At 64.2% G+C, this 12,444-nt stretch carries 9 protein-coding genes; all 9 read right to left on the minus strand.

Going from position 1 to position 12,444, the window contains the following annotated elements:
* Positions 1-19: 19 nt before the first annotated feature.
* Positions 20-1,651: an ABC transporter ATP-binding protein gene (locus BBX50_RS09840; protein ID WP_065775120.1), complete on the minus strand. Its 1,632-nt coding sequence runs from the start codon at positions 1,649-1,651 to the stop codon at positions 20-22.
* A complete protein-coding gene (locus BBX50_RS09845; protein ID WP_065775121.1) occupies positions 1,644-2,471 on the minus strand; it encodes an ABC transporter permease in 828 nt (275 codons plus the stop codon). The genes BBX50_RS09840 and BBX50_RS09845 overlap by 8 nt, the downstream gene beginning before the upstream one ends.
* On the minus strand, positions 2,468-3,589 hold the full coding sequence (locus BBX50_RS09850; protein WP_065775122.1) for an ABC transporter permease: 1,122 nt from the start codon (positions 3,587-3,589) through the stop codon (positions 2,468-2,470). Before BBX50_RS09850 ends, BBX50_RS09845 begins: the two co-directional genes overlap by 4 nt.
* On the minus strand, positions 3,589-5,178 hold the full coding sequence (locus BBX50_RS09855; RefSeq protein ID WP_065775123.1) for an ABC transporter substrate-binding protein: 1,590 nt from the start codon (positions 5,176-5,178) through the stop codon (positions 3,589-3,591). The genes BBX50_RS09850 and BBX50_RS09855 overlap by 1 nt, the downstream gene beginning before the upstream one ends.
* Before the next feature lie 384 nt (positions 5,179-5,562).
* Positions 5,563-6,345, minus strand: a complete 783-nt coding sequence (locus BBX50_RS09860) for a carnitinyl-CoA dehydratase (RefSeq protein ID WP_065775124.1) — start codon at positions 6,343-6,345, stop codon at positions 5,563-5,565.
* Between the two features lie 5 nt (positions 6,346-6,350).
* Positions 6,351-8,408 (minus strand): acetate--CoA ligase family protein, encoded by a 2,058-nt coding sequence (locus tag BBX50_RS09865; protein WP_065775125.1) that lies wholly within the window; start codon positions 8,406-8,408, stop codon positions 6,351-6,353.
* A gap of 309 nt (positions 8,409-8,717) precedes the next feature.
* Entirely contained in the window at positions 8,718-9,878 is a 1,161-nt protein-coding gene (locus BBX50_RS09870) for an acyl-CoA dehydrogenase family protein (protein ID WP_065775126.1), read from the minus strand.
* 135 nt (positions 9,879-10,013) lie between these two features.
* A complete protein-coding gene (locus BBX50_RS09875; protein ID WP_065775127.1) occupies positions 10,014-11,507 on the minus strand; it encodes a carnitine 3-dehydrogenase in 1,494 nt (497 codons plus the stop codon).
* A 16-nt stretch (positions 11,508-11,523) separates the two neighbouring features.
* Positions 11,524-12,426 (minus strand): 3-keto-5-aminohexanoate cleavage protein, encoded by a 903-nt coding sequence (locus BBX50_RS09880; protein WP_065775128.1) that lies wholly within the window; start codon positions 12,424-12,426, stop codon positions 11,524-11,526.
* Positions 12,427-12,444: the final 18 nt, after the last annotated feature.

A 12,444-nucleotide genomic window follows, 5' to 3' on the forward strand; every position in this document is an offset into this window, starting at 1 on the left:
CGTGCCGCCGTCTCGCATTTCAGTTGCCCGCACTTTCCATGCGCCGTGTTTTCAGCACGCGTTCCAGCCAGCCGATCTCCATTTCCGGAACCGACTTCAGGAGCAGGTCGGTATAGTCGTCGAAGGGCGGTGAGAGCACCTTCGATTTCGGCCCGAAGCGCACGAGGCGGCCGCGGTGCATGACCGCGACGCTGTCGGCGATCGCGCGCACGATGGCGATGTCGTGGGTGATAAAGACATAGGAAACAGCGGTTTCCTCCTGAAGCTTCAAAAGCAGATTCAGGATGCCTTCGGCCACCAGCGGGTCGAGTGCGGAGGTCGGTTCGTCGCAGAGGATCAGCTCCGGCTTGGCCGCCAAGGCGCGTGCGATCGCCACGCGCTGCTTCTGCCCGCCGGAAAGCTCGGCCGGATAGCGATCGAGGAAGCGGGTGCCCATCTCGATCTGGTCGAGCAGTTCCTTGACCCGCTCCGTCTTCTTCTGGCCGTGCATGCCGAAGTAGAAGGAGAGCGGCCGGCCGATGATGTCGCGCACCGTCTGGCGCGGGTTCATCGCTGTATCGGCCATCTGATAGATCATCTGGATGCGCCGCAGCTCGTCATTGCTGCGGCCTTTCAGCGCCCGCGGCAGTTCCTTGCCCTCGAAGGTGATGCGGCCCTCGGTCGGCGGCAAGAGCCCGGTGATGACGCGGGCAAGGGTGGACTTGCCCGAGCCGCTCTCGCCGACGATCGCCAGCGTCTGGCCCTTCGGCAGGTGCATCGAGACATCGTGCAGCACCTTGAAGCCATTGGCATAGCCGGCGCTGATGTTCTCGATCTTCAGCTGCGCGCCGGTCTGGTCGGCCGCCTCGTCGCGTTTGGTCTGGCGGACGCTGACGAGCGCCCGGGTGTAATCCTCCCGTGGCGCTTCGATGATCTGCTTGGTGCTGCCGTATTCCACGGTCTTGCCGTGACGCAGCACCATGATGTCGTCGGAGATCTGGGCGACGACGGCGAGATCGTGGGTGATGTAGAGCGCGGCCGTATGCGTCTCCTCGATCGCGTGCTTGATGGCGGCAAGCACGTCGATCTGGGTCGTCACATCGAGTGCTGTCGTCGGCTCGTCAAAGACGATCAGCTCCGGATTGGGGCAGAGCGCCATGGCGGTCATGGCACGCTGGAGCTGGCCGCCGGAGACCTGATGCGGATAGCGGTCGCCGAAGGTTTCCGGATTGGGCAGCCCCAACACCCGGAAAAGATAGAGCGCCCGCTTCTTCGCGTCTTCACGGCTCATGATGCCGTGGCGCAGCGACGCCTCGATCACCTGGTCGCCGAGCCGGTGCGCCGGATTGAAGGCGGCAGCCGCCGACTGCGCGACGTAGCAGACGCGGGCACCGCGGATCGAGCGGATGCCGTTCCTGTCGAGGGTCAGGATGTCCTTGCCGTCGAGCAGGACCTCGCCGCCGGTGATGCGCACACCGCCGCGGCCATAGGCGAGCGCCGAAAGGCCGATGGTCGACTTGCCGGCGCCGGACTCGCCGATGAGGCCGAGCACCTTGCCCTTCTCGACGATGAAGGAGACGCCTTCGACGAGGGTGACGACCTTCGGCGGTTCGCCTGGCGGGTAGCTGGTCGCTTCGATCTTGAGGTTCTTGACGGAAAGCATATCAGGCATCGCCGCGTCCTCCCTTGAGGCTGGAGGTTCGTTTCATCAGCCAGTCGACCACGAGGTTGACGCAGATCGCCAGGGTGGCGATCGCCGCCCCCGGGATCAGCGCTGCCGAAATGCCGAAGATGATGCCGTCCTTGTTGTCCTTGACCATGCCGCCCCAGTCGGCAGCCGGCGGCTGGATGCCGAGGCCGAGGAAGGAGAGGGTCGAAAGGAACAGGATCGAGAACGCGAAGCGCAGGCCGCATTCGGCCAGGAGCGGCGACAGCGTGTTCGGCAGGATCTCGCGAAAGATGATCCAGAGCGAACCTTCGCCGCGCAGCCTTGCGGCTTCTACGAATTCCATCACTGCGACATCGAGCGCCACGGCACGGCCGATGCGGAACACGCGCGTCGAGTCGAGCACCGCCATCACGAGGATCAGGATCCACAGATGCTGCGGCAGCACCGCAAGCACGACGAGGGCGAAGATCAGCGTCGGGATCGCCATCATCAGGTCGTTGAAGCGGGAGAAGAGCTGGTCGGTGAAGCCGCCGACGACGGCGGCCGTGAAGCTCAGGAGCATGCCCAGCGAGAAGGAGAGTACGGTTGCCGCCAGCGCCACCATGATGGTGGTGCGGGCGCCGTAGATCAGACGCGAGAGCAGGTCGCGGCCGAGATTGTCGGTGCCGAGCAGGAAGTCGCCGCCGGCCGGAAGCCAGATGTCGCCGACGACGTCGCGTTCGCCGAAGGGGGCGATAACAGGCGCGAACACGGCGCAGAAGATCGCAATCGCAATGCCGGCGATGCCGATCCAGGCGCTGAAGGGGATGGATCTCAGGTTCATCGCGGGTGCCTCAGTCTCGGGTTGGCGATGATCGCCAGAATGTCGGCCGCCATGTTGAGGAAGATATAGAAGGCGGCAAAGATCAGGCCGCAGGCCTGAACGACCGGCATGTCGCGCACGGTCACCGCATCCACCATGTATTGCCCCATGCCGGGATAGACGAAGACCACTTCGACGACGACGACGCCGACGACGAGATAGGCGAGGTTCAGCGCGATGACGTTGATAACAGGCGCCACGGCGTTGGGAGCCGCATGGCGCGCGATGATGCGGAACATACTGAGACCCTTAAGCTCCGCCGTCTCGACATAGGCTGACGACATGACGTTGAGGATCGCGGCGCGGGTCATGCGCATCATATGGGCAAGAACGACCAACACGAGGGTTGCGACGGGAAGAGCGATCGCCGAGAGACGCTCGGTGACGCTCATGCTGTCATAGACGGTCGCCGGGAAGGTCGCGATGCCGTATTGGACGGCGAAGAACATGATCAGGAGATAACCGACGAAGAACTCCGGCAGCGATATGGCCGCGAGCGAGACGACGTTGATGATCTTGTCGGGCAGCCGATTGCGGAACTGAACCGCCAGCATGCCGAGACCGACGGCGAGCGGGACGGAAACGAGGGCTGCGAAGAAGGCGAGGAACAGCGAGTTGCCGAGGCGCCTGCTGATCTGTTCGCCAACCGAATTCTTGCTGGCCCAGGAGGTGCCGAAATCGCCTTGAACGGCGCCGCCGAGCCAGGAGAGGTAGCGTTCGGTCCAGGGCTTGTCGAGGCCGAGATCCTTGCGGATGTTTTCGACCGCCTGCGGCGTTGCCGACTGGCCGAGATAGGTGGTGGCAAAATCACCCGGAAGCGCTTCGATGCCGCCGAAGATCATCAGCGACACGGCAAAGAGAAGTCCGACGCTTAAGCCGAGGCGCTGCAGGATCAGCGCCGCGAGAGGACGGCGGAAGGTGAAGCGCCGCCAGAGGGTGCCGCCGATTTCGCTGTTTGCGGGGTTGGCGGCAGGGTTGGGTTTTGCTGGTACTCCGGAAAGTTCGGCAGACCGCGGATGCGTTGCATCCGCGGTCCCATCCGTCGGAACCGGACCAGTGAGCGGTCCGCTTTCCATCATCATGCGTCCAGCCAGACCCGGGTTGCGACATAGCCGTTCGACATGTCGTTGCCGATGTCGTGCACGTAGCCCTTCACCTGCTTGGTGGAGGCGTTCACGAAATCGTTGAACATCGGCAGGATCAGGCCGCCTTCGTCACGCACCATCATCGCCATGGTGCGGTACATGTCCTTGCGCTTGGCCTCGTCGAGTTCCGAGCGGGCCTCGAGCAGGATCTTGTCGAAGTCGGCACGCTGGAAGCGGGTGTCGTTCCAGTCGGCGCCGGAGTGGTAGGCCGTCGAGTACATCTGGTCCTGGGTCGGGCGGCCGCCCCAGTAGGAGGTGGAGAAGGGCTGCACGTTCCAGACGTTGGTCCAGTAGCCGTCACCCGGTTCGCGCTTGACCTCGATCTCGATGCCCGCCTTCTTGGCGCTTTCCTGGTAGAGCACAGCCGCGTCGACAGCACCCGGGAAGGCGACGTCGGAGGTGCGCAGGAGCACCGGACCGCTGTGGCCGGACTTCTTGTAGTGGAAGGCCGCCTTGTCCGGATCATAGGCGCGCTGCTCGATGCCTTCGGGGAAGAGGGCATAGGTGTCGTTGATCGGGAAGTCGTTGCCGACCTTGCCGTAGCCGCCGAGGATGCGCTCAACCATGGTCTCGCGGTCCATCGAATATTTCAACGCCATGCGCAGGTCGTTGTTGTCGAAGGGCGCGGTGTTGCAATGCATGATGAACACGTAGTGGCCGCGGCCCGATGTGTTCAGGATTTCGACTGTCGGTGCCCGCTTCAAAAGGTTCACCGTCTTCGGGTCGACGCGGTTGATGAAGTGCACCTGGCCGGAGGAGAGCGCCGCGATGCGGGCCGTCGCATCGTTCATGGCGATGAGTTCCACCGAATCCACATAGCCGCGGTCCGTCCGCCAATCGTCGGTGTTACGTTCGAAGGTGGCGCGAACGCCGGGCTCGAAACTCGTCACCTTGAAGGGGCCGGTGCCGATCATCGCGTCGGGTGCGTCGATGCCGCCGTTCGGCTGGATGATCAGGTGGTAGTCGGAGAGAAGCAGCGGCAGGTCGGCGTTGCCTTCCGTAAGCGTGAGCACCAGCTTGCCGCCGTCAGCCTTGATTTCCTTGATCGACTTCATCACGCCGAGTGCGCCGGATTCTGACTTGTCATCGGTGTGGCGCTGGAGCGTCTTGATGACGTCGTCGAGCGTCAGTTCCTTGCCGTCGTGGAATTTCACGCCCTTGCGGATGGCAAAGGTCCAGGTCGAGGCATCGGCCGACGGCTCCCAGGATTCGGCAAGGGCCGGTACCGGCGCGCCTGTGGTTGGATGGCTTTCGACCAGCATGTCGCCCCAGTTGCGGCCAACGACGAACATGAACTGCGACAGAGCCTTGGCCGGGTCCTTCGAGTCGGTTGCGGCCGCACCTTCGAGCCCGAGTTTCAGGTGTCCGCCGCGCTTCGGCTCCTGCGCCTGAGCGCTGCTGGCAAACAGCGTGCCTGCGGTCGAGGCAAGAATGCCGGCTGCAGCCGCCCGCCCGAGAAACTCGCGGCGGTTCATCTTGCCGAGCATGACCTGTCGTGTGAGGTAATCCTTGTAATCGCTCATTCCCCTGTTCCCTTCTGTCGGCATTCGCCGTTCGTTGTGGTTGGTAGAGATTGCTGCGTACAGCCATTGTATCGATGGCTTTTCGGATGGCCCGGACGGCCGCTTGTTGCTGGTTCGGGTGCCTCTTCTCCTTCCTTCGACCGGGGCGCGTCTCGTTCAGATCGATAAGCGTAATCGCTGGAACTCTTCTTGTAACGCCCTAAATTACAATTTATTTCCATAAGCTTGGCTTATGGATACGCCATTCAATGGCGCGCGATTTTGCCCGCGCGTCTCGTCACGTCCCGATGCCGGTCGTCCGGCTCTGTTGCCTCAGCCGCCAAGGGTTGGCGGGATCTATTGAGAGCGGGATGCCGGCGGAATTCCGCGCGCACTTTTCACGCTCTAGCGACCCTTCCACACCGGGTCGCGCTTTTCCGCGAAGGCACGTGCGCCCTCCAGCTGGTCTTCGCTCGAATAGAGAATGTCGACGGTCTTGAACTGCCGTTGGGTGATCTTGTTCATGGTCGTCTGGAAGGCCTCGCCCTCGGCGGCGCGCACCACTTCCTTGATCGCGGCATAGACCAGCGGCGGTCCGCTTTCGAGCAGGCGGGCGAGCTCCCAGGCCCGGTCCATCAGCTTGCTCGCCGGCAGGACCTCGTTGACGAAGCCCCAGCGATGGGCCTCCGCCACGTCGAGCCAGCGGCCGGTCAACAGCATGTCCATGGCGATGTGATAGGGGATGCGCTTCGGCAGCTTGATCGAGGCGGCATCGGCGACGGTGCCAGAGCGGATCTCCGGCAGCGCGAAGGTCGCGTGTTCGGCCGCCAGGATCAGGTCAGTCGAAAGCGCGATTTCGAGGCCGCCGCCGCAGCAGATGCCATTGACCGCCGCAATGATTGGCTTGTTGAGGTCGCGCAGCTCCTGCATGCCGCCGAAGCCGCCGACGCCATAGTCGCCATCGACCGCGTCGCCATCGGCGGCCGCCTTCAGGTCCCATCCCGGACAGAAGAATTTTTCACCGGCACCGGTGATGATCGCGACCCGCAGCGTGTCGTCGTCGCGAAAGTCGCGGAAGATCTCGCCCATGACCCGGCTGGTTTTCAGGTCGATGGCGTTGGCCTTCGGCCGGTCGATCGTGACTTCGAGAATGCCGCCTTCGCGGCGCGTGAGGATCGGTCCGGTCATCAGGGTCAATTCCTCCGGCGAATGAGGGCGTCAGCGGCAACGGCTCCCTGGCCATCGGGCAACACCATCAAAGGATTGATATCGAGTTCTTCGAGTTTCGAAGCGTTTGCAACGACATAGGATGCCGCTGCCGCGACAGCCTCGATCAATGCTGCGTCATCGGCGGCAGGCGCGCCGCGATAGCCGTCGAGCAGCTTGCGGATCTTCAAGCCGCCGATGGTCTCGCGGATCGCGTCCGGCGTCGTCGGCAGCGTCAGGATAGCGGAATCATCGAGCAGTTCCACCAGGATGCCGCCGGCACCGATCGTCAGCACCGGACCGGCCACGGGGTCGCGCATGGCGCCGATGATCAGCTCGGCGACGGGTTTTGCCACCATCTTCTCGACCAGAAAACCCGAGGCGACCGCGGTCATGGCCTTCGCTGCGGCAAAGACCTCCTGGGTATTTGCGAGGTTGAGCTTCACCGCGCCCGCTTCAGTCTTGTGGGCAACGCCAAGACCCTTGAGCACGACCGGGAACCCGAGTGCCTCGGCGGCGGCTGCGGCCTCCTCGGCGGTCGCAGCGGTCCTGCCTTCAGGCACGTTGAGGCCGGCGGCGGCAAGCTCCATCTTCGCCTCGTGTTCGCTGAGCGTGATGGCTTCGCCGGTACCGGCGCCAAGGCCATCGAGCAGGCGGGGCGGGGCGGGCTTGGCCCAGGCAGCACCAATGCCGGCGGCCGTCTCGATCGCCGCCAATGCCTCTTCTATGCCGAAGAAGGGCACGACGCCGGCCTTCATCAGGAAGAGCGCGGTTGCCTCCGGCATGTTCTCGCCGAGGCTGGCAACGATGCCGGCGCGGGCGCCGGTCGCCCTCGCGGCGTCGATCACCGCGTGGCAGGTGGTTTCCCAGTCGGTGGCGTCGCAGCGGTCGAGCCGCGGGAAATCGAGCACGAGCAGATTGATCGCATAGCCGCCCTTCATCATGGCGGTAAAGGCGGTGGTCTGCTTCTCGCGGTTGCCCCAGACAAAGGTGTGGTAGTCGAGCGGGTTGGCGATCGTCACCATCTCGCCGAGCGCGTCCTTGAGCGGCTTCTTCTGTTCGTCGCGCAGCGCCCGGTAGTTCACCCGGTAACGTTCGCCGGCGTCAGCCATCAGCGAAGCTTCGCCGCCGGAGCAGCTCATCGACGAGATCTCGTTGCTGTCAAGCGGGCCTGCGACATGCAGGAGCTTCAGCGTTTCCAAGAGCGCCGGCAGCGTGTCGACGCGGCCGATGCCGAGGCGGGCAAGAAGGGCGGAGGAGACGCGGTCGTTGCCGGCAAGCGAGGCGGTGTGCGAAACGGTCGCAAGCTGCGCGGCTTCGGATTTTCCGACCTTGAGCGTCACGACAGGCTTGCCGAGTTCGCGGGCGCGGGTTGCCAGCCGCTCGAGCGCGGCAATGCTGTCGAAGCCTTCGATATGCAGGCCGACGGCGGTGACGCGTGGATCTTCGAGCACGGCGCAGGCGATGTCGGAAAGCCCCGTCTGCGCCTGGTTGCCGGCGGTCATGACATAGGCGAGCGGCAGGCCGCGCGTCTGCATCGAGATGTTGCAGGCGATGTTGGAGGATTGTGTCAGGACGGCGACGCCCTTTTCGACGCGTTGCATGCCGTGCTGGTCTGGCCAGAGCAGGGCACCGTCGAGCATATTGATGAAGCCGTAGCAGTTGGGCCCGACGATCGGCATGTCGCCGGCGGCCGCAACCAGTGCCTCCTGCATGTCGTTGCCGTCGTCAAGCTCGCTTGCCGCCTCGCGGAAGCCCGAGGCATAGCAGACGGCGCCGCCGGCACCGCGGCTCGCGAGATCGCGGATGATGTCGATGGTCAGCTGTCGGTTGACGCCGACGAAGGAGGCATCCGGCGCCGCGGGCAGTTCCGCCACCGAGCGGTAACATTTGCGGCCAAGAATCTCGGCCTCGCGCGGGTGCACCGGCCAGATCTCGCCGGAAAACCCCATCTTGTCGCATTGTTCGATGACACGCCGGGCTTCCTTGCCGCCGAAGACGGCGATGGTGCGCGGGCGGATCAGGCGGTCGAGGGAGCGGGTCATGCGGCGCCTCCCGCGACGGCGCGCGTCGAGGCTACGGGGGATACCCCCCTCTGCCCTGCCGGGCATCTCCCCCACAAGGGGGGAGATTGGATGGGGCGCAGTGGTCGCCAAGCATCGGCCGTCGAATGACGTTGGGCCATCTGCGAGCGGAAGCGGCGCGTCGCGACAAGCCGATCTATGGGCCGATCAATGGAAAGCTGAATGGTCGGGAGGGGCAGGGCGGGTAATCCTGGCCGATCTCCCCCCTTGTGGGGGAGATGCCCGGCAGGGCAGAGGGGGGTAAGCACCGGAACTTCGACCTTCATCCCGTCACGCTCCCAGCGGCCTGAGCAGGTCGCGGCTGATGATGTGGCGCTGGATTTCCGACGTGCCGTCCCAGATGCGTTCGACGCGGGCGTCGCGCCAGAAGCGGGCGAGCGGCAGGTCGTCCATCAGGCCCATGCCGCCGAAGATCTGGATTGCCTCGTCGGTGACGCGGGCGAGCATTTCGGTGGCAAAGACCTTGGCCGAGGCGATTTCGCGGTTTGACGGCAGGCCGTTGTCGAGCCGCCAAGCGGCTGACAGCGTCAGGAGGTCGGCGGCGTCGATCTCGGTGATCATGTCGGCGAGCTTGAAGGAAACGCCCTGGTTGGCGCCGATCGGCTTGCCGAACTGTTTGCGGTCGGCCGCATAGTTCAGCGCGTAGTCGAAGGCGCGGCGGGCCCGGCCGACGGAGGTGGCGGCCACAGTCAGCCTTGTGGCGAACAGCCAGTCATTGGCGACATCAAAACCCTTGTGCACTTCGCCGAGGATTTGGGACGAAGGCAGGCGGCAGTCGTCGAAGGTCAGGATGCAGTTGTTGTAGCCGCGGTGCGAAACGGAGTTGTAGCCCTTGCGGATCTCGAAGCCGGGCGTGCCGCGGTCGACGAGGAAACAGGTGATCTTCTTCTTCGGCCCGCGCGGCGTGTCCTCTTCACCGGTTGCGATGAAGACGATGACGAAATCGGCGATGTCGGCATGGCTGATGAAATGCTTGGTGCCGTTGACGATCCAGTCGTCGCCGTCCTTGCGGGCAAAACACTTCATGCCGCGCACGTCGGAGCCGGCGTCCGGCTCGGTCATGGCGAGGGCGTCGAACTTGTCGCCCTTGACCGCGGGCAGCAGGTACTTCTCGCGCTGCTCGGCATTGCAGGCCATCAGGATGCCCGAGGGGCGGCCGAAGAAGACCGTCAGGCCCATCGAGCCGCGGCCAAGCTCGCGCTCGACCAGCGTGAACGAGGTGTGGTCGAGGCCGGCGCCGCCGACTTCTTCCGGAAAATTGCAGCCGAAGAAACCGATCTCCTTGCACTTGCGGGCGATTTCCTGGCCAAGCTCGCGCGGCACCACGCCGGTGCGCTCGACCTCGTCCTCATGCGGATAGATTTCCGTTTCGACGAAGCTCCTGACCGTATCGACGATCATCTGCTGTTCTTCGGTCAGTGCGAAATTCATTGTGTTGTTCCCCTCGTTTTCGCGCCGCTGACGTCGGTTCCGCAAACGAAGGCCGCCTCCTCAAGCGTCCCTCGGCTGCGGTTTGCAGCTTCGCCGGTGGGCGAAGCTGCCTATCGATGGCCTGCCGCTTTGCGGTCAGGCGCGCTTCTGGCCGACGAAGCGTCCGACGCCTTCCGGCGTCGGCAGCTGCGCATGCGCTTCGGCAATGGCGGCAAGCTTACTCAGCACGTGTGCCGGGGCGGCGACGGCCTTGCCGGCCTTGCTGTCCACGTGCAGTGCCATCTGTTCGGCGGTCGCCACCGCCTCGTTGGTCGCGGCGTTGTAGATCGTCGAGAAGATGTGCAGGCGCTTCTCGTCGGAGGAGAGCACCTGGCAGGTCGAATAGAGCGCGTCGCCGAGCTTGGCCTCGCCGAGGTTCCGGATGTGGGTCTCGACGGTATAGTAGCTGTGGCCGTCGCGCACATAATCGAGATCGACGCCGATCAGGCGAAGCAAGCCGTCGGTGGTGTCGCCGAAGACCTGGAGATAGCGGTGCTCGGTCATGTGGCCGTTGTAGTCGACCCAGGCAGCACTCACCTTGGTGTCGACAATGCGCAGCGGCTTTACGTCGCCGAGGTCGGCCTCCGGCTTCTTGGCGTTGGCCCAGAGCTTGGCTTCGAAATCGGCTAGCAGCTTGCCGGCACCCCAGCCTTCGCCGCCATTGCCTGATTTCAGCGCATGCATGATGCCGACGAGGTTTTCGTCGCGGATGCGTTCGAGTTCGCGGATCGAGCGGCCGGCGGCCTGGGCGTCCGACTGGGCGCCGATCTTTTCGACGAGCGCATCGTCGAGATCAACGACATCGGTGAACTTCGTCCAGGGCCATTTGAGGCAGGGGCCGAACTGGGCGAGGAAGTGGCGCATGCCGGCTTCACCGCCGGCGATGCGATAGGTCTCGAACAGGCCCATCTGCGCCCAGCGCATGCCGAAGGAATAGCGCATGACATTGTCGAGTGTCTCGGTATCGCAGATGTCGTCCTGGATCAGCCAGAGCGCCTCGCGCCACAGCGCTTCGAGCAGGCGGTCGCCGACGAAAGCCTCGATCTCCTTGGCGATGACGACGCCCTTCATGCCGATCTGCTCGACGCCCAACATGGCGCGCTCGATCGTCGCCTTCGTCGTCTTCTTGCCGCCGACCAGTTCGACGAGCGGCAGCAGGTAGACGGGGTTGTAAGGATGCGCCACGAACATGCGCTCGGGGTGGTGCATTTCGGACTGCAGATCGGAGGGCAGCAGGCCCGAAGTGGACGAGCCGATCAGCGCATCCGGCCGCGAAGCCGCATCGATCTTGGTGATGACGCCGCGCTTCAGCTCCAGCCGCTCCGGCACGCTTTCCTGAATCCAATCAGCGTCTTTGACCGCTTCCTCGATGCTCTTGCAGAAGGTGAGTTTTCCCTTCGGCGGCAGCGGCGCCATCGTCAGCATCGCATAGGCGCGCTCGGCATTGGCCATGACCTCGCCGATGATGCGCTCGGCTTCCGGATGCGGGTCGAAGATCTTTACGTCGATGCCGGCGAGCGCGAAGCGCGCCACCCAGGCGCCGCCAATGACGCCGCCGCCGACACAGGCTGCTTTGGTGATAAAGCTCATGGTGTCCTGTCCTTGATCAGCGTTTCGTCAGCTTCAGTTTCTCGCGGACCTCTTTCGGCCCGATGATCTTGGCGCCCATGCCCTCGATGACACCGACAGCCTTTTCGACGAGCTGGCCGTTGGTGGCGAGCTGGCCCTTGCCGATGTAGAGGTTGTCTTCGAGGCCGACGCGGACGTTGCCGCCGGCAAGGATCGCCGCTGCCGGATAGGCAAGCGCGTTGCGGCCGATGGAGAAGGCCGAGAAGGTCCAGTTGGCGGGAACGTTGTTGACCATCGCCATGAAGGTGTTGAGGTCGTCGGGCGCGCCCCATGGGATTCCCATGCAGAGCTGGATCAGTACCGGATCCTCGATCAGGCCTTCCTCGACCAGTTGCTTGGCAAACCAGAGGTGGCCGGTATCGAAGGCTTCGATCTCGGGGCGCACGCCGAGTGCTGTCATCTGGCGGGCCATCTCGCGCAGCATCGACGGCGTGTTGGTCATGACATAGTCGCCGAGCGAGAAGTTCATGGTGCCGCAGTCGAGCGTGCAGATCTCCGGCAGGCACTCGGCCACATGCGCGACGCGCTCGGTGGCGCCGGCCATGTCGGTGCCTTTCTCGCTGAGCGGGAGCGGACTTTCGACATTGCCGAAGATAAGGTCGCCGCCCATGCCGGCGGTCAGGTTCAGCACCATGTCGACATCGGCGGAGCGAATGCGGTCCGTGACTTCCCGGTAAAGATCGAGCCTGCGCGAAGGTGCGCCGGTCTCCGGATCGCGGACGTGGCAGTGGACCACAGCGGCACCAGCCTTGGCCGCCTCGACCGCCGCTGCGGCGATCTGTTTCGGGGTGATCGGAACATGGCTGGACTTCGAAACGGTGTCTCCCGAGCCGGTGACGGCACAGGTGATGAATACCTCGCGGTTCATGCTGAGCGGCATTGCTGTCTCCCTTTTATT

The sequence above is a fragment of the Ensifer sp. LC11 genome, assembly GCF_001695835.1.
Lineage (GTDB): Bacteria > Pseudomonadota > Alphaproteobacteria > Rhizobiales > Rhizobiaceae > Ensifer.

What these genes read in the sequence shown, in the direction of transcription:
- BBX50_RS09870 (WP_065775126.1), bottom strand. Translation starts at nt 9,878, where the DNA reads ATGAATTTCGCACTGACCGAAGAACAGCAGATGATCGTCGATACGGTC.
- BBX50_RS09840 (WP_065775120.1), bottom strand. Translation starts at nt 1,651, where the DNA reads ATGCCTGATATGCTTTCCGTCAAGAACCTCAAGATCGAAGCGACCAGC.
- BBX50_RS09845 (WP_065775121.1), bottom strand. Translation starts at nt 2,471, where the DNA reads ATGAACCTGAGATCCATCCCCTTCAGCGCCTGGATCGGCATCGCCGGC.
- BBX50_RS09880 (WP_065775128.1), bottom strand. Translation starts at nt 12,426, where the DNA reads ATGCCGCTCAGCATGAACCGCGAGGTATTCATCACCTGTGCCGTCACC.
- BBX50_RS09855 (WP_065775123.1), bottom strand. Translation starts at nt 5,178, where the DNA reads ATGAGCGATTACAAGGATTACCTCACACGACAGGTCATGCTCGGCAAG.
- BBX50_RS09865 (WP_065775125.1), bottom strand. Translation starts at nt 8,408, where the DNA reads ATGACCCGCTCCCTCGACCGCCTGATCCGCCCGCGCACCATCGCCGTC.
- BBX50_RS09875 (WP_065775127.1), bottom strand. Translation starts at nt 11,507, where the DNA reads ATGAGCTTTATCACCAAAGCAGCCTGTGTCGGCGGCGGCGTCATTGGC.
- BBX50_RS09850 (WP_065775122.1), bottom strand. Translation starts at nt 3,589, where the DNA reads ATGATGGAAAGCGGACCGCTCACTGGTCCGGTTCCGACGGATGGGACC.
- BBX50_RS09860 (WP_065775124.1), bottom strand. Translation starts at nt 6,345, where the DNA reads ATGACCGGACCGATCCTCACGCGCCGCGAAGGCGGCATTCTCGAAGTC.